At 71.8% G+C, this 21,752-nt stretch carries 20 protein-coding genes and 1 pseudogene; 4 read left to right on the top strand and 17 right to left on the bottom strand.

Translation table 11 applies throughout. The annotated features are described in order from the left end of the window. Nucleotides 1-4: 4 nt before the first annotated feature. From kdpA to ABR738_RS30740, 3 genes are read left to right on the top strand one after another with little or no spacing between them, the layout of a single operon-like run. Entirely contained in the window at nucleotides 5-1,675 is a 1,671-nt protein-coding gene (kdpA, locus tag ABR738_RS30750; RefSeq protein ID WP_350233200.1) for a potassium-transporting ATPase subunit KdpA, read from the top strand. After that, nucleotides 1,672-3,774 (top strand): potassium-transporting ATPase subunit KdpB, encoded by a 2,103-nt coding sequence (kdpB, locus tag ABR738_RS30745; RefSeq protein WP_350233199.1) that lies wholly within the window; start codon nucleotides 1,672-1,674, stop codon nucleotides 3,772-3,774. Before kdpA ends, kdpB begins: the two co-directional genes overlap by 4 nt. A 6-nt stretch (nucleotides 3,775-3,780) precedes the next feature. After that, nucleotides 3,781-4,458 (top strand): potassium-transporting ATPase subunit C, encoded by a 678-nt coding sequence (locus ABR738_RS30740; RefSeq protein ID WP_350233198.1) that lies wholly within the window; start codon nucleotides 3,781-3,783, stop codon nucleotides 4,456-4,458. An 81-nt stretch (nucleotides 4,459-4,539) separates the two neighbouring features. Here ABR738_RS30740 and ABR738_RS30735 read toward each other — a convergent pair whose 3' ends face one another. From ABR738_RS30735 to ABR738_RS30655, 17 genes and pseudogenes are all read right to left on the bottom strand, one after another. Further along, nucleotides 4,540-4,866 (bottom strand): hypothetical protein, encoded by a 327-nt coding sequence (locus ABR738_RS30735; protein ID WP_350233197.1) that lies wholly within the window; start codon nucleotides 4,864-4,866, stop codon nucleotides 4,540-4,542. A 101-nt stretch (nucleotides 4,867-4,967) separates the two neighbouring features. Next, nucleotides 4,968-5,594, bottom strand: coding sequence for an HhH-GDP family DNA glycosylase (locus tag ABR738_RS30730; RefSeq protein ID WP_350234810.1), 627 nt, complete (start codon nucleotides 5,592-5,594; stop codon nucleotides 4,968-4,970). 273 nt (nucleotides 5,595-5,867) lie between these two features. Then, the gene (locus tag ABR738_RS30725; RefSeq protein WP_350233196.1) at nucleotides 5,868-6,608 is read right to left on the bottom strand and encodes an aggregation-promoting factor C-terminal-like domain-containing protein; all 741 of its coding nucleotides are present in this window, start codon (nucleotides 6,606-6,608) and stop codon (nucleotides 5,868-5,870) included. Between the two features lie 212 nt (nucleotides 6,609-6,820). Next, nucleotides 6,821-8,101, bottom strand: coding sequence for an MFS transporter (locus ABR738_RS30720; RefSeq protein WP_350233195.1), 1,281 nt, complete (start codon nucleotides 8,099-8,101; stop codon nucleotides 6,821-6,823). Then, a complete protein-coding gene (locus ABR738_RS30715) occupies nucleotides 8,098-8,661 on the bottom strand; it encodes an NADPH-dependent FMN reductase (RefSeq protein WP_350233194.1) in 564 nt (187 codons plus the stop codon). Before ABR738_RS30715 ends, ABR738_RS30720 begins: the two co-directional genes overlap by 4 nt. Before the next feature lie 10 nt (nucleotides 8,662-8,671). Then, nucleotides 8,672-9,967: an ATP-grasp domain-containing protein gene (locus tag ABR738_RS30710; protein WP_350233193.1), complete on the bottom strand. Its 1,296-nt coding sequence runs from the start codon at nucleotides 9,965-9,967 to the stop codon at nucleotides 8,672-8,674. Further along, nucleotides 9,958-10,527, bottom strand: coding sequence for a serine O-acetyltransferase EpsC (epsC, locus tag ABR738_RS30705; RefSeq protein ID WP_350233192.1), 570 nt, complete (start codon nucleotides 10,525-10,527; stop codon nucleotides 9,958-9,960). The genes ABR738_RS30710 and epsC overlap by 10 nt, the downstream gene beginning before the upstream one ends. A gap of 1 nt (nucleotide 10,528) precedes the next feature. Beyond that, nucleotides 10,529-11,188 carry a class I SAM-dependent methyltransferase gene (locus ABR738_RS30700; RefSeq protein WP_350233191.1) on the bottom strand — a complete coding sequence of 220 codons (660 nt, stop codon included), beginning with the start codon at nucleotides 11,186-11,188 and terminating at the stop codon, nucleotides 10,529-10,531. Next, the gene (locus ABR738_RS30695) at nucleotides 11,170-12,183 is read right to left on the bottom strand and encodes a PLP-dependent cysteine synthase family protein (protein WP_350233190.1); all 1,014 of its coding nucleotides are present in this window, start codon (nucleotides 12,181-12,183) and stop codon (nucleotides 11,170-11,172) included. The genes ABR738_RS30700 and ABR738_RS30695 overlap by 19 nt, the downstream gene beginning before the upstream one ends. Beyond that, the gene (locus ABR738_RS30690) at nucleotides 12,180-13,151 is read right to left on the bottom strand and encodes a formylglycine-generating enzyme family protein (protein WP_350233189.1); all 972 of its coding nucleotides are present in this window, start codon (nucleotides 13,149-13,151) and stop codon (nucleotides 12,180-12,182) included. Before ABR738_RS30690 ends, ABR738_RS30695 begins: the two co-directional genes overlap by 4 nt. Then, nucleotides 13,148-14,851 carry a WD40 repeat domain-containing protein gene (locus ABR738_RS30685; RefSeq protein ID WP_350233188.1) on the bottom strand — a complete coding sequence of 568 codons (1,704 nt, stop codon included), beginning with the start codon at nucleotides 14,849-14,851 and terminating at the stop codon, nucleotides 13,148-13,150. Before ABR738_RS30685 ends, ABR738_RS30690 begins: the two co-directional genes overlap by 4 nt. A gap of 1 nt (nucleotide 14,852) precedes the next feature. Continuing rightward, nucleotides 14,853-15,503: a GTP cyclohydrolase II gene (locus ABR738_RS30680; RefSeq protein ID WP_350233187.1), complete on the bottom strand. Its 651-nt coding sequence runs from the start codon at nucleotides 15,501-15,503 to the stop codon at nucleotides 14,853-14,855. Nucleotides 15,504-16,103: 600 nt separating this feature from the next. Further along, nucleotides 16,104-16,283: pseudogene (locus tag ABR738_RS30675) on the bottom strand (NF041680 family putative transposase); the annotation flags it as partial. A 139-nt stretch (nucleotides 16,284-16,422) separates the two neighbouring features. After that, nucleotides 16,423-17,424 (bottom strand): proline racemase family protein, encoded by a 1,002-nt coding sequence (locus ABR738_RS30670; RefSeq protein ID WP_350233186.1) that lies wholly within the window; start codon nucleotides 17,422-17,424, stop codon nucleotides 16,423-16,425. A gap of 19 nt (nucleotides 17,425-17,443) precedes the next feature. Then, on the bottom strand, nucleotides 17,444-18,352 hold the full coding sequence (locus tag ABR738_RS30665; RefSeq protein WP_350233185.1) for a dihydrodipicolinate synthase family protein: 909 nt from the start codon (nucleotides 18,350-18,352) through the stop codon (nucleotides 17,444-17,446). 112 nt (nucleotides 18,353-18,464) lie between these two features. Continuing rightward, nucleotides 18,465-18,863, bottom strand: a complete 399-nt coding sequence (locus ABR738_RS30660; RefSeq protein ID WP_350233184.1) for a RidA family protein — start codon at nucleotides 18,861-18,863, stop codon at nucleotides 18,465-18,467. Further along, nucleotides 18,860-19,969, bottom strand: a complete 1,110-nt coding sequence (locus tag ABR738_RS30655) for an acyl-CoA dehydrogenase family protein (RefSeq protein ID WP_350233183.1) — start codon at nucleotides 19,967-19,969, stop codon at nucleotides 18,860-18,862. The genes ABR738_RS30660 and ABR738_RS30655 overlap by 4 nt, the downstream gene beginning before the upstream one ends. A gap of 166 nt (nucleotides 19,970-20,135) precedes the next feature. On the opposite strand from ABR738_RS30655, the gene ABR738_RS30650 reads away from it, so the two are divergent. Further along, nucleotides 20,136-21,752, top strand: a complete 1,617-nt coding sequence (locus tag ABR738_RS30650; RefSeq protein WP_350233182.1) for an AMP-binding protein — start codon at nucleotides 20,136-20,138, stop codon at nucleotides 21,750-21,752.

Genomic DNA, 21,752 nt, shown 5'->3' with positions numbered 1-21,752 from the left:
CGACATGAGCCCCGAACTCGCTGGTGTGCTCCAGCTCCTCGCGCTGATCGCCGCGCTCGCACTGGCCTATCGCCCGCTCGGCGACTACATGGCCCGGGTCTACTCCTCCCAGAAGCACTACCGGGCGGAGAGGTGGCTCTACCGGGCCATCGGCGCCAACCCGGCGGCCGAGATGCGCTGGTCCGCCTATCTGCGCTCGGTCCTCGCCTTCTCGGCGGTGAGCGTTCTGTTCCTCTATCTGCTCCAGCGGGTGCAGGGCAGCCTGCCGGGCTCGCTCGGCTTCGTGTCGATCGACCCCGACCAGGCGTTCAACACGGCCGCCTCCTTCGTGTCCAACACGAACTGGCAGTCCTACTACGGCGAGCAGGCCATGGGCCACGTCGTACAGACCGGCGGCCTCGCGGTGCAGAACTTCGTCTCGGCGGCCGTGGGCATGGCCGTGGCCGTGGCGCTCGTACGGGGCTTCGCCCGCTCGCGGACCGGCGAGCTCGGCAACTTCTGGGCGGACCTGGTGCGCGGCACCGTCCGCGTTCTGCTGCCGATGTCCGTGATCGGCGCGCTGGTCCTGGTGGCGTGCGGCGTCATCCAGAACTTCGCCGGCATCCACGCGGTGGGCCAGTTCATGACCGGGCACGGACCCCAGCAGTGGAACGGCGGGGCGGTGGCCTCGCAGGAGGTCATCAAGGAGCTGGGCACCAACGGCGGCGGCTACTTCAACGCCAACGCCGCCCATCCCTTCGAGAACCCCACCCCGTTCACGAACCTCTTCGAGATCTTCCTGATCCTCGTCATCCCCTTCTCCCTCACCCGCACCTTCGGCCGCATGGTGGACAGCGTCCGCCAGGGCTACGCGATCCTGGCGACGATGGCCGCGATCTGGGTCGTCTTCGTCGGCCTGATGATGTGGACGGAGTTCGCCCACCACGGCCCGGCCCCGCAGGCGGCGGGCGGCGCGATGGAGGGCAAGGAGACCCGCTTCGGCATCGGCGCCTCCTCCTTGTTCGCCGTGTCCACCACGCTGACCTCCACCGGCGCGGTCGACTCCTTCCACTCCTCCTTCACGGGGTTCGGCGGCGGCATCACCATGCTGGGCATGCAGCTCGGCGAGATCGCGCCGGGCGGTGTCGGCTCCGGGCTCTACGGCATGCTGATCATGGCGATCATCGCGGTGTTCATCGCGGGTCTCATGGTCGGCCGCACCCCCGAGTACCTGGGCAAGAAGATCGGTACGCGGCAGATCAAGCTGGCCGCCTGCTACATCCTGGTGACCCCGGCCCTCGTGCTGTGCTTCACGGCGGCCGCGATGGCGCTGCCCACGCCGGGCCATTCCATGGCGAACTCCGGCGCGCACGGCTTCTCCGAGATCCTCTACGCGTACTCGTCGGGCGCCAACAACAACGGGTCCGCCTTCGCCGGTCTGAACGCGGACACGCAGTGGTTCAACACCACCATCGGCCTCGCGATGCTGCTCGGCCGGTTCCTGCCGATGGTCTTCGTCCTCGCCCTGGCCGGCTCGCTCGGCGAACAGCAGCCGGTCCCCGCCACGGTGGGCACGCTGCGCACCGACAAGCCGCTCTACACCGGCCTGTTGGCCGGCACGATCGTCATCATCACCGGTCTCACCTACTTCCCCGCCCTCGCGCTGGGGCCGCTTGCTGAAGGGCTCGCCTCATGAGCACCATCACCCCCACCCCCACCCGCGCCCCGCACGAGGAGACTCCGGCCGGTCAGGGCCCGGCCGGGCGCGTCGGCGGGGGGCAGTTCGACGCCCGCGCCCTCTGGACCTCCCTGCCCGACGCGGTGCGCAAGCTCGATCCCCGCGTCATGGTCAAGTCGCCTGTCATGTTCGTGGTCCTCATCGGGTCCCTCGTCACGACGGCGCTGGCCCTCAAGGACCCCACGGACTGGTTCGGCTGGGCGATCACCGTCTGGCTGTGGCTGACGACGGTCTTCGCCAACCTCGCCGAGGCGGTGGCCGAGGGGCGCGGCAAGGCGCAGGCCGACACCCTGCGCAGGGCCAAGACCGACACCGTCGCCCGCCGTCTGACCGGTGCCGACGAGGAGCGCGTCCCCGGTACGGAGCTGCGCGTCGGGGACCTGGTGGTCTGCGAGGCCGGGGACGTCATCCCCGGGGACGGAGACGTGGTCGAAGGCGTCGCCTCGGTCGACGAATCGGCCATCACCGGTGAATCGGCGCCCGTCATACGGGAGTCGGGCGGCGACCGCAGCGCGGTGACGGGCGGCACGAAGGTCCTCTCGGACCGCGTCGTCATCAAGATCACGACGAAGCCGGGCGAGACCTTCATCGACCGCATGATCGCGCTCGTGGAGGGCGCCGCGCGGCAGAAGACCCCCAACGAGATCGCCCTCAACATCCTGCTCGCGTCCCTGACCATCGTCTTCCTGCTGGCCGTGGTCACGCTTCAGCCGTTCGCCGTCTACGCGGGCGCCGAGCAGTCGATGATCGTGCTGGCCGCGCTCCTGGTCTGTCTGATCCCGACCACGATCGGCGCGCTCCTTTCGGCGATCGGCATCGCGGGCATGGACCGGCTTGTGCAGCGCAACGTCCTTGCCATGTCCGGCCGCGCGGTCGAAGCGGCGGGCGACGTGTCGACGCTGCTGCTCGACAAGACCGGCACCATCACCCTCGGCAATCGCCAGGCCGCGCGGTTCGTGCCCGTCGAGGGCGCGACCGAAGCCGAACTCGCGGACGCCGCCCAGCTGTCCTCGCTCGCGGACGAGACCCCCGAGGGACGCTCGGTCGTGGTCCTGGCGAAGGAGAGGTACGGTCTGCGCGAACGCCACCAGGGCGAGCTCCAGCACGCCGAGTGGATCGCCTTCACCGCGCAGACGCGCATGTCGGGCGTCGACGTGGACGGCAGGAAGACCCGCAAGGGCGCGGCCGGTTCGGTCATGGCGTGGGTCAAGGAGCGGGGCGGCCACGTCGCCGAGGACGCCGGCCTTCTCGCGGACGCCATCTCCGAGGCGGGCGGCACTCCGCTGCTCGTGGCCGTGGAGGACGCCCGGGGCGCGCGCGTTCTCGGGGTCATCCACCTCAAGGACGTGGTCAAGGAGGGCATGCGCGAACGCTTCGACGAACTGCGCCGCATGGGCATCAGAACCGTCATGATCACCGGCGACAACCCGCTCACCGCCCGCGCCATCGCCGAGGAGGCCGGCGTCGACGACTTCCTCGCCGAGGCCACCCCCGAGGACAAGATGGCCCTCATCAAGCGGGAGCAGGCCGGCGGCAGACTCGTCGCGATGACGGGCGACGGCACCAACGACGCCCCGGCCCTGGCCCAGGCGGACGTCGGCGTGGCGATGAACACCGGCACCTCGGCCGCCAAGGAGGCCGGGAACATGGTGGACCTGGATTCCAACCCCACCAAGCTCATCGAAATCGTGGAGATCGGCAAGCAGTTGCTGATCACCCGGGGCGCGCTCACCACGTTCTCGATCGCCAACGACGTGGCGAAGTACTTCGCGATCATCCCGGCCATGTTCGCCGTGGTCTACCCGGGCCTGGACAAGCTCAACATCATGGGCCTGCACTCCCCCGAGTCGGCGATCCTGTCCGCGGTCATCTTCAACGCGCTGATCATCATCGCCCTCGTACCGCTGGCCCTGCGGGGCGTCCGGTACCAACCGACCAGCGCCGACAGGATGCTCCGCCGCAACCTCTCGATCTATGGAATCGGCGGCCTCGTCGCCCCGTTCGTCGGCATCAAGCTCATCGACATGATCATCACCCTCATCCCCGGAATCGGCTGATCGGCTATGAACAGTTCTGTCGCAAACACCGCACGGCTGATCGGCGCGGGCCTGCGGGCCCTCGTGGTCCTGACGGTCCTGTGCGGGGTGCTCTATCCGCTCGCCGTCACCGGCATCGCGCAGGCCGCGTTCAGCGACCGCGCCAACGGCTCCGAGATCAAGGACACCAGCGGCCGGGTGGTGGGCTCGTCCCTCATCGGGCAGAGCTACGACCTGCCCAGGAAGAACCCCGAGGACCCGGGCGAGGCGGCCAGGCCGGACCTCAGGTGGTTCCAGCCGCGTCCGTCGGGCGGGCTCGGCGCCAACACCGTCAACCAGCGGTACTCGCTGCTCGTCTCCGGCGCCACCAACAAGGCCGCCGACAGCCCCGAGCTCGTCCAGCAGATCAAGGACGCCAAGGTGGCCGTCGTCAAGGACAACACCACGGCCACCTTCACCGTCAGGCCCCAGGACGTGCCGGCCGACGCCGTCACGTCATCCGCCTCGGGCCTCGACCCGGACATCTCCCCCGCGTACGCCGAGCTTCAGATCCACCGCGTCGCCGAGCGCAACCGGCTCGATGTGGGGCGGGTCGCGCGGCTGGTCGCGGAGCACACCGAGGGCCGCACGCTCGGCTTCCTGGGCGAGCCCCGCGTCAACGTGCTCGAACTCAACATCGCGCTCAGGGCGCTGACGAAGGGCTGAGCGAGGCGGCGGAGCCGACGCACGCGAAACCGACGCAGGCGAAGCAGGCGCAGGCGAAGTCGACGCAGGGCGGCGCGGCGCTCAGTGCGCCGCGCGTTCGCCCTGGACGTACGGATCGGACTCGGCGTCGTAGGTCCCCGCGTGCACGGACAGCTGCGCCACGATGCGTTCCCACTCCTCCAGTTCCGCCAGACGGCGGCCGCCGCCGTCCGCGCCGGCCTCGCCGCCTTCCGCCTCGTCCTCCGAGGGGCTGTCCTTGGCCGCGGCGAGCCGGCGGAACGCCGCGACCGCCTCGTGGTGCCCCATCCCCTGGGCCTGCTCGCGCACCGCCTCCCGCCCGGCCTTCTCCGCCGGTGTGGGCCCTTGCACGTCGGGTCCCGGCTCGGCCAGTGGTCGCTCGTAGGTCATCTCGTCCCGCTTCCCCGTGTAGGTGTACTGGCTCTCCCCACAACGCGCGAAGCCCGGCCGGGAGTTCCGGCCGGGCGCCTCGGAAAAGTCGGGGCCTCGCTTCAGGCGGCCTTCGCCAGGCAGTCCTCCACCACCTTGCGGTCGAGTGCGGCGCGGACCAGAGCGGCGGCGAGTTCGGCGCGCGGGGTGTCGCCGGCGAGGCGGAGCAGGGCGGCCGGGTCCTTCGGCAGCCCGAGCCGTTCGGCTCCTTGCAGGGTCTTCGTGTCGAGGAAGGGGGCGAATTCGGACCAGATGTCCTGGACTTCGCGCAGGAAGATGTCGGCGCCGGTCGGACCGAGCCCCGGGGTCTCGCGCAGCAGCGCGCGCAGCGCGTCCGCGTCGCCGTCGGCCCGCTCACGCAGGCGCCGCAGGTCGCCGCCCCACTGGCCGAGCAACAGCTCTGCGCCGTCGCCGAGTTGGGTGGCGGTGCGTTCGTCGTAGCGCCGGTAGCCACCCGCCCCCAGCGCGTCCACGCGCTGCTGCCAGGTCGCCCGGGCCATGCGCCGAGGATCGCGCAGGCCCGCGTCGTACAGGGCCCGGGCGGTCGCCACGGCGACGGAGGCCCGGATCCGCGCGCTCAGGAGACTGGCCAGGACCAGCGTGCGGTACAGGGGCTGCGGGGCGTCCTTCAGGCGGATGCCCGCCTCGGCCGCGTACGTGCGGCCGTGGCCGCTCAGCAGGGTCCGCATCAGTTGGTCGTCGCCCACCGTGGCCTCCTTCTCCCCGGTCGCCGGGCCCGCGCGAGGACGTACCCCCGCACGCGCCGGACATGCGCGCCCCCTTCTCATCATGACCGCCCACGTCGGCCCGCGCATGCGCTCGGGCGTGCGGTGACGGGGGGGAGGGGTGTGAGGAGGCGGGAGCGGGGCTCCCGAGGGAGCCCGAGGGCGCCTGCGTGCGTCCGGCGACGCCCTCCGGGCGGGCCGGGGCCCGTCGACGACGGGCCCCCGCGGGTGCCGGCGCTAGTACGACTGGTGGGACTGCCAGTACGTCCAGGCGCCGCACGGGCTGCCGTAGCGCTGGTTCATGTAGTTGAGGCCCCACTTGATCTGGGTGGCCGGGTTGGTCTGCCAGTCGGAGCCCGCCGAGCTCATCTTGGAACCCGGCAGCGCCTGGACCAGGCCGTAGGCCGAGCCGTTGGTGGCGGTGTAGTTCCAGCTCGACTCGTTGTTCACGATGGAGCTGAAGCACTGGAACTGGCCCGCGGGGACGATCTGGCGGGCGATCGCCTGGACGTCGGAGACCGAGTAGGAGCTCTTGACCTGGAAGGTGGTGCGGCTCGACGCGCGGCTGGCGGCCTGGGTCTCCAGGTCGCGGTCCTTGGCGTCCTGGGCGTCCTTGTCCGCCTTGTCCGCCTTCTCCTTGTCGGCCTTCTCCTTGTCGGCCTTGGCCTTGTCGGCGGCGTCCTTCTTGGCCTTGGCGTCCTGGGCGGCCTTGAGGCGGGCGGCCTCCTGGGCCGACTTCTTCGCCGCGGCGTCGGCCTGCGCCGACTGGACCTCCGCCTGGCGGGCCAGGGACACCGACCCCACCTGGGCCTGCTGGCCGGCGGGGAGGTCGGCCAGCAGCGTCGTGCCGGCGGCAGTCGCCTCCGCGTCGCTCGAAGCGGCCGCGGGGCCGCCCGCGGCGACACCCACGACCGCGCCAACGGTGGTGACGGCGGTGGCGGACGCCACCGCGAATCCTCGGGCCGATATCCGGCTCACGCGCTTTCCTTCCAGCAGCATCCGCACGGCTGACCTCGCGGACGCGATCGTCGCCCTGGCTCGCCCCTCCCGACCACTGCGTCGTGGGAGGAACGACCCGCTGGGCAACTCCCCTGCGGGGAGCGTCACTTGTGGCACGGGCGGCATACGGCTCAGCTATGGGGTTGAGTGCACCGAGAGTACCTGGTCACGCCGGCAACACCAGAGGTACCTCAACTCCCCCGCCCCTTCCGTCCCCGCGCGAGCCCGGCCAGCACCCCGGCCGCCGTCAGGGTCGCGGCCGCGCCGATCAGGAGGCCGCCCGGGGCGCCCCAGCGGGAGGGATCGGACAGGGCGCCGGTCAACGGGCCCCCGATGAGGGACGAACCCTGCATGATCAGGCCGTACACCGCCATCACCCGGCCCCGCACCTCGGGCTCGCAACGCCGCTGGAGCAGGGTGTTGATCGTGGCCGTGGTCGCCGCGATCGAGGCGCCGAGCGGCAGCATCACCGCGCAGGCCAGCCAGGGGGAACGGGAGAAGGCGAGCGCGGTCATCGTCACGGCCAGCGTCACGGTGGAGCCGATCACCAGGCGGTCGCCGGGCCGGGAGGAGCCCGCGATGCCAAGGGCGGCCACCACGGCGCCGATCGAGCTGACCATGTACAGCGAGCCGACCAGGCCGAGCCCGCCGCCGATGGAGTCGGTGGCCAGGAACGGCAGCGTCACATTGAAGTTGAGGGCGAAGACGGCGACCAGGGTCAGCGCCGCTATGGGCGCGAGCAGGCCCCGGTCGGCAGCGATCGCGGCCAGGCCCTCGCGCACCCGGGGGCGGCCCTTGCTCTTGCGGACGACCGGCCGCATGCGGTCGCGGTCCAGGGTGGCGAGCGCGAGCACCACGCAGCCGAAGGAGGCGGCGTTGAAGAGGAACGGCGCCGAAAGCCCCCACCAGGCGACGCTCAAGGGGGCCAGCGCGACGCCCACCGCGCGCATCGCCTGGTAGCTGGCGCTGTTGAGGGCGATCGCGTTCGCCACGTCGTCCTCGTCGACCAGTTCGGGCACGATCGCCTGCCGGGCCGGCGCGTCCGCCGCGTTGACAAGGCCGAGCCCGGCCGCGCAGCACCACACGAGCGGCAGGCCGACGTGCCCGGTCAGGGTGGCGAGGCCAAGGACGAGGGCGAGCAGCCCGGAGGACGCCTGGGTCACCATGAGCAGCTTGCGCTTGTCGCGGCCGTCGGCGAGCGAGCCGCCGAACAGGGTGAGCACGATCGGCGCGGACTGAAGGGCCGCGGTGATGCCGAGCATGGTTCCGTCGCCGGGCGCCAACACCTTGACCACCAGCCAGATCTGGCCGGTGAACTGCATCCAGGTGCCGATCAGGGAGGCCGTCTGGCCCAGCCAGTAGCGCCGGAAGTTGGGCGAGACCCGCAGCACCCGCACGGTCCGCGCCAGCCGGCCCGGGGGCCCGGGCGGGCCTGGTTCGGTCCGCTCGCCGGGTCCGGCGGACTGGGTCATGCGTCGGTCCGCGGCGTGCGCATGGCGCGCGTGAACTGGGTCAGTTCGTCGCAGAGCGCGCCGCATCTGCGGATCAGGGCCCGGTTGCTGAGCGTGCGTGTCTCGGCGTCGAAGTCCTGGGCGCAGGTGGCGACCTGGGTGGGCACGGGCCAGCCGCCGAGCGCCTTCACCACCGACCTGAGGTGTTCGCAGCCGAGCGTGGCGCCCCGGGCAGCCCCGCCGTTGGAGAGCAGCCCGACCGCCCGGCCCGCGAAGGCGTCGGCCACCAGGAAATCGAGGGCGCATTTGAGCAGGCCGGAGTAGCTGGCGTGGTGGACGGGGGTCGAAAGGACGACCGCGTCGGCCGCCGCGACGCGGGTGCGCCAGTCCTGGACCACCGGGTCGGGGTAGGGGTCCAGGGACTGGTAGCTCTGTACGTCGAGCAGCGGCAGTTTGAGGTCGCGCAGGTCGAGCACGTCGGTGTCCCAGCCCCGCTCGGCCAGCCCGTCCGTCACCTCCCTCAGCAGCCGGCGGCTCCACGCCATGTGGTTGGGGCTGCCGGCGACGCAGATCGCCTTCACGCTCAACTCCTCAGTTCCGTACGGTGGATGACGTCGTTGACCGGTCGGCCGAGGGGGTCTGGCCGGGGGCCGCCGGGGTGATGACGAGGCGGGTGGTGGCGGCCACCTCGTGGGCCAGGGCCCTGGCCTCCCGCGCGGTGGGCGCCAGGGTGATCACCGATCCGCACCGGTCGCGGTTGTTGCGCGGCGGGTGGACGTGGTCGCCGACCTTGCGCCGGATCTCGTAGTCGACCACGCCGGGCCGCTCGCGCAGCGGGCTCGGCTCGATGGCCGCCAGGCGCCCGCCCCGCTCGGCCACCAGGGAACGGATGCCCGCGACCAGGCCGGTCGGCGCGAGGCGCGGCAGGGTCCGGGTGGTGATCACGTCCACGAGGTCGGCGTAGAGGGAGCGGCCGAGCGCGGCGCCGAAGACGAACGGCATGAGGCCGCCCGCCAGACGGCCGTTGATCTCCACGATGCGGGGGCCGTCGGGGGTCAGGACGAGTTCCGTGTGGGCCGCGCCCAGGTCGAATCCGATGGCGTCGAGCGCCGCCCGGCACACGGCGGCGACCTGCTCGGCCTCGGCGACCGGCGCCGGGAAGCAGCCGCCGAGCTCCACCTGGTGGGGCAGAGCGGTCAGTTCGCGGTCGGTGATGCCGAGGACGAGGTGGTGTCCGTCGGCGCTCAGGGTCTCGCAGCTGACCACGGGACCGCTCATGTACTCCTCGATCAGGACGCGCCGGGCGGCGGGCGCGGAGCGGCCGTATCCGTCGACCGCGAGGATCTTCTCGGCGTACTCGGCGGCCTGGGCCAGGTCCTCGGCGACGCCGACGTTCACCGACGCCGAGCCGTCGACGGGTTTGACGACGACCGGACAGCGCAGGTCCCGCGCAGCGGCGACGGCCTCCTGGACGGTGGCGGCCAGCCGGTATCCGGGCTGGGGAATGCCGGCCTGCGCGAGCCGGCGCCGGGCGCCGAACTTGTCCCGGGTGAGCCGGACCGCATCGAGCGCCGTGTGCGGCAGGCCGAGCCGGGCGCCCGCCTCCGCGACGGCGAGGGTGTGCTGCTCGCTGACCGTGATCACCGCGTCGAGACCGGACGCGGCTGCCACCGGCGCAAGGGCCTCGACCAGCCGGGCGGGGTCCGCCGTGGACGACGGGGTCACCACCCGCGCCGCGAGCCGCAGATCGGTGTCGGCCACCGCGCTGCCCTTGAGGTAGAGGTCGAGGTCGCAGGTGACGAAGGTGACCTCGTGCCCGGCCGCCACGGCCTGGCGGACCAGTTCGAACGGCCGGACGGTCTGGTGCTCGACGACGGCTACGCGCATCCGGAACTCCTCTCCCAGGGCAGTGCGGGTTCGCGTGCGCTCACCCGCGAACCGGGCGCCTTGACGCGGCTCTTGGGCGGGACGTCGCTCAGGACGAGGGCGTGGGCGCCGATCACACAGTCGTCACCCACCTCCACCGGGCCGAGCACGGAGGCGCTGACACCGATGACCACGCGGTCACCGATGACGGGATGGCGCCGCTCGCCCGGCGCCCTGCGCTTGTCCCGCCGCCAGCCGACGGCGCCGATGGTGACCTGCTGATAGAGCGTCACATCGTCCCCGATCACGGCCTGTTCACCGATGACGACGGCGAAGCCGTGATCGATGAACAGGCGCCGTCCGATCCGGGCGCCGGGGTGGATGTCCACGCCGCCGGAGACGACCCGGCCCGCCAGGGTCAGCAGCCGGGCCGTGAAGCGGTGCCCGCGCCGATGGATCCGGTGCGCGACGCGGTGCAGCCAGAGGGCGGGCAGGTGGGGCGCGAGCAGCGCCTCGCCCCACGACCGGACGGCCGCGTCCCGCTCCCTGACCACGCGCAGGTCCTCCACGAGCGACCTCATCTCAGCCGCTCTCGCGGGCCCGGGCGATCAGCAGGAGATACGCCCAGTCGGACCGGCTGCTGCGGGGCACCCGGCGCTCGGCGAGCACGGCGAATCCGGCGCCGGCCAGGAGCTCCACGGCCTCCGCCCGGGTGAACTCGCGGGCCAGGCGCCCGTTGGGGCTCTCGCGCAGCAGCCCCTGGGGTTCCTCCGGCGGGCGCACGAAGAGGCTGATGGCGAGGACACCGCCGGGCCGCAGGGCCTGGCGCAGCCGCTCCAGGTACTTCTGGTAGTCCGCAGGGTGCTGGTGGTGCAGGGCGCCGTTGTCCATGACGGCGTCGAAGCCCTCGGGGTCAGTGACGGCGGTGACGTCACCGAGCACGAACGAGACCCGCTCCCCCCACTGTCCGGCGAGTTCCTTCCACTCGGGCAGGTCGATGAGGTCGACGCCGACCACTCGGTGGCCGAGGGCGAGCAGGCGCCGGGTGTCGAGGCCGCGTCCGGCCCCCACGTCCAGGACGCGGCTGCCGGGCTCGATCCACTGGTGCAGCAGTTCGGTCAGCTGCCGCATCTCGGGCTCGGCGGTCCAGGAGTCCCGGCCGTCGTCGTAGATGACCTGGAAGGCGTGGCGCAGCACCGCCCCGTAGTCGTCGCGGTCGGCCATCAGGAGATCCGCCTCCATTCCTCCGGGGTGCCGGCGTCCGGGAAGACCGTGACGACCGTCTCGGCCGGGGTGAGGCCGGCCGCGATCCGGCAGCTGATGAGCCAGTTGGCGGCGGCGGAGCTGCCGATGCGCAGGCCGGTGCGCTCGTGGAAGTCGGCCATCGCGGTCAGGCACTGGGGGTAGGAGACGGTGTGGTGTTCCACCTCGTGCTCGTGCAGGGTGACGAACGGCTGACGGATGCCGTCCCCGAATCCCCCGGAACCAGCGTATTTGGGCAGGCCGTTGGGCGGCTCGGGGCTGCCGTAGGGCAGCTCGTCGGGGGTGACGCCGATGGCCCGCACGTCCGGGTGGCGCTCGCGCAGCGCGCGAAGCGTGCCGATCAGGGTGCCGCCCGTGCCGATCGAGGCGACCCAGGCGGCCGGGGCGCGCCCGGCGAGCTGATCGAGCAGTTCGGCGCCCGTGGTGCGCTGGTGCATCGCCAGGTTGGCGGGGTTGCGGTGCTGGTAGAGCAGCCGGACGCCGGGATCGCGCGCGGCGAGGTCGAGGGCGGTACGGATCACCGCGATGAAGCCGGCGTCCTTGTCGACCAGGACCACGCTCGCGCCGTCGGCGGCCAGGTCGTCCAGGAGGCTGCGCGGGCTCGCGGAGGACAGCACGAACCGCGCGCGGACGCCGAGCCCGGCGCACAGCCGGGCCAGGGAGCGGGCGAGCGTCCCGCCGGAGTACTCAAGGACGCTCAACCGCGTCAGGGGCAGGTCGCCGTGTTCGTGGACGGCGCGCGCGAGCATCGCGTAGGCGACGCGGTCCTTGACGGATCCGGACGGGTTCTCCCACTCGCACTTGGCGAGCACCTGCGCGCCGCCCGGCGGCCCCGGCACGGCGATGAGGGAGGTGTTGCCGAGCTTGGCCGCGAAGTCCGCGAACGCGGGGTGGGCGGCTTGGAGCGCGGCGTGGTCCACCGGGTCGTCGGGGGTGAACTCATAGGGAGCGTCCAGGGCTTCGATGTGTTTCATGGCGTCTCCGCGAGTCGAAATCCCATGGCGTAGATCGCCTTGCCGTACCGGCCGTGCCGGCGGCGGCAGCGGGCCAGGTCCCCGAACCGGGTGAAGCTGCCGCCGCGCGCGATCCGGTAGCCGCCCCGCTCGCGCAAAAGGTCGTCGGCGATGTGCGGTCCGCCGGGGTAGGGCCGGTAGTCGTCGGCCACGTACTCCTCGACGTTGCCCGCGAGGTCGTCGGCGCCGAAGGGGCTTCGGCCCGGTCCGTGGACGCCGACGGGTGTGGTGCCCAGCGGCCCGGCCTCGGCGGTGTTGGCCAGGTGCGGATCCCAGTGCTCTCCCCAGGGGTACTCCCGTCCGTCCCCGCCGCCGGCCGCGTACTCCCACTCGGCCTCCGTGGGCAGCCTGAAACGGCGCCCGGTCCGCTGCCCGAGCCACTGGGCGTAGGCGTCGGCGGCCTCGGGCGGCACGGTCCACACGGGATGGTTGGCGAGGTGGGCCGGGTAGATCCCGAACTGCCAACTGGTGGGCAGCCAGCGGGTGTTGGTCTCCTCGGCGAAGTGGCGGTACTCCAGGTTGGTCACCGGGTACCGGGCCAGCCAAAAGCCCGCGATCTCCACCTCGTGCGCGGGGGTCTCCTTCGCGATCCACTCCGCCAGCACCCCGACGTGGCTCCACGCGGCGGCCACCTCCTCGACCCGCCCGGCCGGCAGGCCGAGCGTCACCCGGGCGCCGGGCACCTCGACCATGGCGGGCGCCAGGGGGTCGATCCTCGGGTCGCCAAGGAGGGCGAGCAGAGCGCCGGCCGCGCAGCGCTCCGCCAGGGGCAGTGCCGCGTCCTCCAGGGCGGCGACCAGCTCGTCGGGCGCCTTGCCGTACAGGTGGCGGCAGGCGGCGGGCGAGAGCCAGGGGCGGTGCACGAAGGTCTCGGGCAGACCCATGGCCTCGCGGTCGCCGAGCGTGTTGGGGTTGGCCCGGGCGCTCATCCGGTCGCCACGGGTATCTCGTAGACCGATCCGTCGTAGGAGCCGGCCAGCCAGCGCCGACGGTCCGCGTCGAAGTGCAGACAGGAGATGCCCGCGGTGGTCGGGCGCACCACGACGGGCCAGCGGTCACTGTCGCGGTCGTAGACGGCCACCAGACCGTTGTAGGCGGCGGTGGCGATCAGACGGCCGTCGCTGGACGCCGCGACGCACTTCACCGAGTGGTCGTGCGGCGTCGTCAGGGTCCGGGCCGAGGTCCCGGTCCAGATCCGCAGTCTCAGATCGCGGCTGATGCTGGCGAAGCAGCCGGGGCCGAGCGCCGCGCAGCCGTTGGCGATGCGGTCGTGCGCGGCATCCAGGCGCGCCGTCTCGGTGAAGTCGGCGGTGGAGAACCAGGCGGCGCCGGTGTCGGCGCACACGGAGAAGATGACGTCGTCGAAGACCGCGACGTCCTTGACGGCGTTGGCGTGCAGCGGGAGTGTCCGCTCGAAGACGAGCTTGCCGTCGTCGTCCAGCGAGAACACGAGGCCTTCGCCGGTGTACGCCCCGATCACCACGTGCGGGCGGCCCTCGCGGGTGAACGCGGCGCCACAGTTGAGCGGCGAGCGGTGCTGGTGGAGGGCTTCCCCGGTGAGCGCGTCGAACAGGACGCCCATCTGGCCGCCGGTCAGCACCCGCTCCCCCACCTGCACGAGGAAGTTGCACAGACTGCCAAGACGCGTGCGCTCCTGGCCGTCCTCGCGCAGGATGCCCGCGTCACCGATGGCCAAGGTGGCCCCGCCCCGCTGGATGACGGCGTTGACGCCGCCGGTGGGCTCGACCCCTTGGAGGTCCCAGCTCTCCTGGTCGATGCGGTAGGTGGCATAGCTCGATCCGAAGGTCGCGAAGACCAGCGTCGAGTCGCCCAGAAACGCGCACGACCTCGGCCACACCTCGCTGGGCAGCGCGGCGGAGGCGATGGGCCGCAGCCCGTCGGCGGTGTCCCACACCCGCATCGTACGGTCGTAACTCAGGCTCACCAGAAGGCCGTTGGCGCTCTGAAGGACCAGCCGTTTGATGCCCGCCTCGTGCGCCGGGTGGAGGTGGGTGCCGTGTTCGTCGATGACGATGATCTGGCCCTCGTCGTTTCCGGCGTAGGTGGTGCCGTCGGCGGCCAGGGCCACGGTGTCCGTCTCCACGCCGCCCAGGTCGATCTCGCCGACCGGGCCGCCGGTGGCCGGGGACCACCTGCGGATGGTGCCGTCGTCGCTGGAGGAGACCAGCTCCGCCTCGCTCCCGCCGGGACCGGGGTGGGACCAGGCCACCGAGATGACGTCGGCGGTGTGTCCCGCGAACACGTGGCGCAGCCGTCCGTCGAAGCCGTACACCCGGACGCGGTGGTCGCGCGACGCGGTGGCCACGAGGGGTTCGGTGGGGTGGAAGACGGCCATCTCCACGTCGTCGTCGTGGTCGGAGAAGACCGCGAGGAGCTTGAGGTCCGGCACGGACCACAGGCGCGCGGTGTAGTCGCTCGACGAGGTGAGCAGGTGCCGGCCGTCCGGGCTGAACACCACTTGGTTGGCCAGATGGTCGTGGGTGGCCCGGGCCAGCGGGGTCTTGTCGTCCGCCCGCCACAGAATGACCTGGTTGTCGTAGCCGGCGGTCGCCACGAAGGTGTCCTTGTGGGCGGCGACGCCACTGATCGGTCCTCGGTGCTGGATCATCTCAGTACGTACTCCCGAGCTCGATGGCGTGCTGCGCCACGTTGACCTTGGCTTCGAGATAGCGGGCGTTACTGGGATTGGAATGCACATCGGTGGATTCCACGGCGCGCAACAGCACGCCGTTGCGGCGCAGTTGCTCGACCTTGTCGGGGTTGTTGGTGAGCAGGTCGATCTTCTCGACGCCGAGGCAGCGCAGGATCTGGGCGGCCACGGTGTAGTCGCGTTCGTCGCCGCTGCGGCCCAGCATGCGGTTGGCCGCGTAGGTGTCGTACCCCTGGTCCTGGAGCCGGTAGGCGTCCAGCTTGTTGTACAGGCCGATGCCCCGGCCCTCCTGGCGCAGATAGAGCAGATAGCCGCCCCGGCTCGCGATCTTGGTCAGGGCCTCGTGCAGCTGGGGCCCGCAGTCGCAGCGCACCGAACCGAACACGTCTCCGGTCAGGCACTCCGAGTGCAGACGCACGAGCGGCACCCCGCCGCCGGGCTCTCCCAGCCTGATGGCCAAGTGCTCGCCGTCGTCGGCGAGCCCTTGAAAACTGATCATCTCCGCGTTCAGGGGGGCACGCGGGCCGATGTTCAGGGCGATCTCGACCCGCTCCCGGATTCTGGGGGAGGATCCCGCCCGTGGGCCGGCGTCCAAGCGCTCTTCCATCATCACCTCTCATCGAACCGCGACGACCACGCGTGATCTATGGATGGGAGACCGGGACCGGGCCTTCGGGACCGCCGTCACTTCGCGGCGCCCGCCGCGAGAGGTGCCCCATGTCCAGCCGGTCGGCCGGACAGCAAAGAAGCGAGGCGTCCCGGCCGCGTCGCGCCTCCCGGGTCCTTCCGAGAAGACGCGGTGCCCGACAGGCCGGAGGGTTTCAGCTCCCTGACATCGGGGTGTCTTTGTCTTGCCGTTCCTTGCGCAGGATGTACCTTCTCCGCTCACTCTTGACCGAGCTGGGGCATACGACTGCGCGAACCTAACAACTATCGACGCAATCGAAAAGGTCTCCAGACGCCGATCACCACGTCTGGCCAAAACTCAACGTGCCGCGCGAACAAGGAAGTTGACGGCATTGATGCTGCGTGACGCGGGGGCGCGGACGGCTCCGCGAGGCGTACGCGGTCGTGTCGATCACCCGTGATACGACCGAAACACCTCCCTTTCGCCGACGCGCGACAAGGCCGGCGTCGCGGCCACCCGCCCGCCCGGGCGGTGGTGTCGCGACGCCGGCCTCGCCGGGCTCCTTGCCGCCGGCCGGACTGGGTGTTCACCCACCAGGGACAGCTCGGCCAGCGACTTCACCGGCCCGTCACCGCACAGAACAGCATCGGTCAGCTCGAACAACGCGTCCGAACGCGCGGTGAGGCAGGAGCAGAACTCGCCCCGGAAGCATGACAGTTCAGCCAACGACTCTCGCCGGACATCGTGGTGCAGCAGACTCATCCTCACGGCCTTCGTGCTGGACGTGTGTGTTCCTTGGTCGGAGCACATGTTCAGCCGAAGGCCGCTCTGACGTATGCCGATTACCGAACCGAGGGGTCAAGTTCGAGGCAGCATTCGCCGCCGGTCGTTAAAGATCAAGCTAGAGGAGGAAGCCCGCGGGGAAGGGGTCGGCCGGGTCCAGGAAGTACTGCGCGGTCCCGGTGATCCAGGCCCGGCCGGTGACCTGGGGCACGACGGCGGGGTAGGGGCCGACCGAGGCCCGGTCCACCAGCCGCCCGGTGAACTCCGTACCGATGAAGGACTCATTGGTGAAGTCGCGGTGGAGCGGGAGGGCGCCCCGGGCGTGCAGCTGGGCCATCCGGGCAGAGGTTCCGGTGCCGCACGGGGAGCGGTCGAACCAGCCCGGGTGGATGGCCATGGCGTGCCGCGAGCGCGTCGCGTCCGACCCGGGCGCCGCCAGGTAGACGTGCTTGACCCCGGTGATCTCCGGGTTCTCGGGATGGACGGGCGCGTAGGCGGCGTTGATGGCGGCCATGATGTCGAGTCCGGCGGCGAGCAGTTCGCCCTTGTGGGAGCGGTCGAAGGGCAGACCGAGCGCGTCGAGTTCGACGAAGGCGTAGAAGTTGCCCCCGTAGGCGAGGTCGTAGGTGACCGTGCCGAGCCCGGGGACCTCCACCTTGCGGTCCAGGGCCGCGCAGAACGCGGGGACGTTGGTCAGCGTGACGGACTTCGCCGCGCCGTCCTCCACCCGCACGTCCACGCTCACCAGGCCGGCCGGGGTGTCGAGCCGGACGGTGGTGACGGGCTCGGTGACCGCGACCATGCCGGTCTCCACCAGCACGGTGGCCACGCCGATGGTGCCGTGGCCGCACATCGGCAGCAGTCCTGACACCTCGATGTACAGAACGCCGAAGTCCGCGTCGGGGCGGGTGGGCGGCTGGAGGATCGCCCCGCTCATCGCCGCGTGGCCGCGCGGCTCGTACATCAGGAGCGTACGGATGTGGTCCATGTGCTCCATGAAGTACCGCCGCCGCTCGGCCATGGTGGCGCCCGGCACGACGCCGAGCCCGCCGGTGATGACGCGGGTCGGCATGCCCTCGGTGTGCGAGTCGACCGCGTGGTAGACGTGTCGGGTCCGCATGGTTGGCCTCCCTTTGGCTCTAGTGGTGGCCCTCGGCGAGGGCCTTCTCGGTGGCGGCGCGCACCAGCGCGTCCTGCTCCGCCGTCAGCGGCTGCCTCGGCGGCCTGGTGGGCCCGCCGGGGCGGCCCGCCAGGTCCATGGACACCTTGATGGCCTGGACGAACTCGGTCTTGGAGTCCCAGCGCAGCAGCGGGTGCAGCGCGCGGTAGAGGGGCAGCGCGCTGCCCAGGTCGCCCTTGACCGCCGCGTGGTAGAGCTCGGCGCAGGAAGCGGGCAGCGCGTTGGGGTAGCCGGCGATCCAGCCCACGGCCCCGGCCGTGGCCAGTTCCAGCAGGACGTCGTCGGCGCCCGCCAACAGGTCGAGCCCCGGGGCGAGTTCTGCGATCTCGTAGGCCCTGCGCACATCGCCGCTGAACTCCTTGACGGCGACGATGCTGCCGTCGGCGTGCAGTTGGGCCAGCAGGGCGGGCGTCAGGTCGACCTTGGTGTCGAAGGGGTTGTTGTAGGCGACCACGGGCAGGCCCGCCTTGGCGACCTCGGCGTAGTGGGCCCGCACCGAACGCTCGTCGGCGCGGTAGGCGTTGGGCGGCAGCAGCAGGACGGAGCCCGCGCCCTCGGCGGCCGCGTGCTCGGCCCAGCGGCGCGATGCGGCGCTGCCGTAGGCGGCGACGCCCACCATGACGCGGTCGCCGTCACCGGCCGCCTCGATGGCCGTGCGCACGACGCGTTCGCGCTCCTCGTCGGTGAGGGTCTGGTACTCGCCGAGCGACCCGTTCGGCACGACGCCGTCGCTGCCGTTGGCGATCAGCCAGCGGACGTGCTCGGCATAGGCGGTGTAGTCGATGGAGAGGTCGGGGCGCAGGGGCAGCGCGGTGGCGACGAGGATGCCGTGCCAGGGACGCGGGCGCGGGGGTGCTGAAGCTGTCATGAACGGACTCCCTAGTGTGGTGTGTGACATTTTACTGGCCCGCACAGGGGAGCCACAAGAGGTCCGCCGCGCGAGCCTGGTGCGCCGCCCCGCACCGGCCATCCGGTCCCGCTCAGCCGAGGACGGCGAATCCGTCCAGTTCGACCAGGGCCTCGCTGTCCCAGAGCCGGACCGCGCCGATCACGGCCATCGCCGGATAGTCGCGGCCCGCCAACTCCCGCCAGATCGCGCCCAGTTCGCGCGCGCGGGAGCGGTAGTCGGCGACGTCCGTCGCGTACACGGTGACCCGCGCGAGGTCGCCCGGGGTGCCTCCCGCCGCCGCCAGCGCCGCGAGCAGGTTGGTCAGCGCGGTGCGGAACTGCTCGGGCAGGGTGGCGCCCATCACCGTGCCGTCCGCGGCGAGCGCGGTCTGCCCGGCGAGGAAGACCAGGCGCGACCCGGTGGCGACGACGGCGTGGCTGAAACCGGTCGCCGGGGACAGAGCGGCGGGATTGACCCGCTCCAGGCTCACCGGTACAGCTCCTTCGCGATGATCGTGCGCTGCACTTCACTGGCTCCTTCGTAGATGCGGGGCGCGCGCACGTCACGGTAGAGGTGTTCGAGCAGATGCCCGCGTCGCAGCGCGCGGGCGCCGTGCAACTGCACCGCCGCGTCCACGACGTACTGCGCGGTCTCGGTGGCGAACAGCTTCGCCATGGCCGAGCCGCGCGCGATGCCCTGCTCGCCCCGGTCGTGGGCGGCGGCCGCCGCGTACACCAACAGCCGCGCGGCCTCGGTGCGGGTGGCCATCTCGGCGACCTGGTGGGCGACGGCCTGGAGGTCTTTCAGCGGACCGCCGAACGCGGTGCGGGCGGCGGTGTGCGCGAGCGTGGCGTCCAGCGCCGCCTGCGCCATGCCGACGGCGAACGCGCCGACGCTCGGCCGGAACAGATTGAGCGTGTTCATCGCGACGCGGAAGCCGCCGTCCCGCTCGCCCAGGATGTCGCCCGTGTCCACGGGCACGCCGTCGAAGGTGAGGGTGCCGATGGCGTGCGGAGAGAGCAGGTCCAGCGGTGCGCCGCTCAGTCCTGGCCGGTCGGCCGGGACCAGGAACGCGGTCACACCCCGGGCTCCCGCGCCCGGCGTCGTACGGGCGAAGACGGTGTAGAAGTCGGCTTCGGGGGCGTTGGAGATCCAGCACTTCTCCCCCGTCAGGCGCCAACCCCCTTGCTGGGGCTCGGCTTTGAGGCTGAGCGCGGCGGCGTCCGAGCCCGCGTCCGGCTCGCTGAGCGCGAAGGCGGCCACGGTGCGGCCCGCGCTCACCTGGGGCAGCCAGCGCTCGCGCTGGGCCGGCGTCCCGTGGGCGGCGACCGGGTGCGCGCCGAGGCCCTGGAGGGCGAGCGCGGTCTCCGCCTCGGTGCACGCGTACGCCAGCGACTCACGCATCAGGCACAGGTCCAGGGCGCCGGAATCGAAGAGACGGGCCAGCAGGCCGAGCTCCCCGAGCGCTTCGACGAGTGGCCGGTTGACCCGGCCGGGCTCACCCTTGTCGGCAAGGGGGCGCAGCCGCGCCCCGGCGAGCTCCCGCAGTTCCCCGCACCATTCCACCTGGTCCGGCTCCAGCGCGAAGGCGGGCATGACCACCCCTCTCCTACTCGGACTCCGACTGTCCCACGCGGTGCGGACAACGGCGCCGACGAACACCGGTCGCGCCGCACCCCCGCCCGGCGGCCGCTCTATCGCGAACTGTTGACTGCCGTCACCCAAACGATACGCTCCAGAGGCGACAAGGGGGCGATCCCGTATGGAGCCGAAGACCTCAGCGCACGCCGACACCTTTCCCCGCGACCACCTGCCGCCCGCCGATCAGTGGCCCCGTCTGCTGCTCGGACCGCCGGGCCCCGGCCGCCCCGAGCGGGTCAACTGCGGCGCGGAGCTCCTGGACGCGACGATCGCGCGCTTCGGTCCCGGCCGGCCCGTCTTTCGCACCGGCGCGGGCGACGTCTGGACCTACGGTGAGCTGCGCGACCGGGTCGACGGGATCGCCCACGTCCTGGCCGCCGAGCTCGGCGTGGTGCCGGGCAACCGGGTGCTGCTGCGCGGGCCGACCACACCGTGGCTCGCCGCCTGCTGGCTCGCGGTGATGAAGGCGGGCGCGGTCGCCGTCACGGTCCTGGCCCAGCAGCGCGCCCACGAGCTGGGTGTCATGTGCTCCATCGCGCGGATCAGCCACGCGCTGTGCGACGCCCGCTGTCTTGCCGACCTGGAGCGGGCCGACGCGCCGGGCCTGCGCATCACGGCGTACGGCGGCGATGAGCCGCACGACCTGCTGAACCTGGTCAAGCACGCGCCCACCGGACGGTTCACCGCCGTGGACACCTCGGCGGACGACGTGGCCCTGATCGCCTTCACCTCCGGCACGACCGGGCGCCCCAAGGGCTGTATGCACCTGCACCGCGATGTGCTCGCCATCGCCGACACCTTCGCGCGGCACATCCTCAAGCCGAGGCCCGACGACGTCTTCGCCGGCAGCCCACCGCTCGGCTTCACCTTCGGTCTCGGCGGTCTCCTCGTCTTCCCGCTGCGGGCCGGCGCATCGGCGCTGCTGCTCGAACAGGCGGGCCCCAAGCAGCTGTTGCCCGCGCTCGCCGAACACCGCGTCTCCGTCCTGTTCACCGCGCCGACCGCCTACCGCGTGATGCTCGACGAACTGGACGGGTACGACATCAGCGCCCTGCGCCGCTGCGTATCGGCGGGTGAGAACCTGCCGGCGGCGACCTGGCGGGCCTGGCACGAGCGCACCGGTCTACGCGTCATCAACGGGATCGGCGCGACGGAACTGCTGCACATCTTCCTCTCGGCGGCCGACGACGACATCAGACCCGGAACCATCGGCAGACCCGTGCCGGGCTGGCAGGCGTGCGTCATCGACGCGGAGGGGAACCCGGTCCCCGACGGCGAACCCGGCCTCCTCGCGGTGCGCGGCCCCATCGGCTGCCGCTACCTCGCCGATGAACGCCAGCGCGTCTATGTGCGGCACGGCTGGAACATCACGGGCGACACCTGCGTACGCGACAGCGACGGCTACTTCCGGTACGTGGCCCGCGCCGACGACATGATCATCTCCGCCGGGTTCAACATCGCGGGCCCCGAGGTCGAGGACGCGCTGCTGCGCCACCACGATGTCACCGAGGCCGCGGTGGTGGGACGGCCCGACGAGCGCCGCGGTCACGTCGTCGTCGCCTACTGCGTGCTCAGGCCCGGTGTCGCGCGCGGCGAGGAGACGGCCGCCCGCCTGCGCGAGCACGTGAAGAGCGAACTGTTCCCCTACAAGTGCCCGCGCGAGATCGTCTTCCTGGACGCCCTGCCGCGCACCCCCACGGGCAAGCTCCAGCGCTTCCGGCTGCGGGAACTAGAGTGA

Source organism: Streptomyces sp. Edi4 (genome assembly GCF_040253615.1).
Classification (GTDB): domain Bacteria; phylum Actinomycetota; class Actinomycetes; order Streptomycetales; family Streptomycetaceae; genus Streptomyces.
The sequence above is the reverse complement of the archived record's forward strand: the minus strand, read 5'-3'. Positions and strand labels throughout refer to the sequence as shown.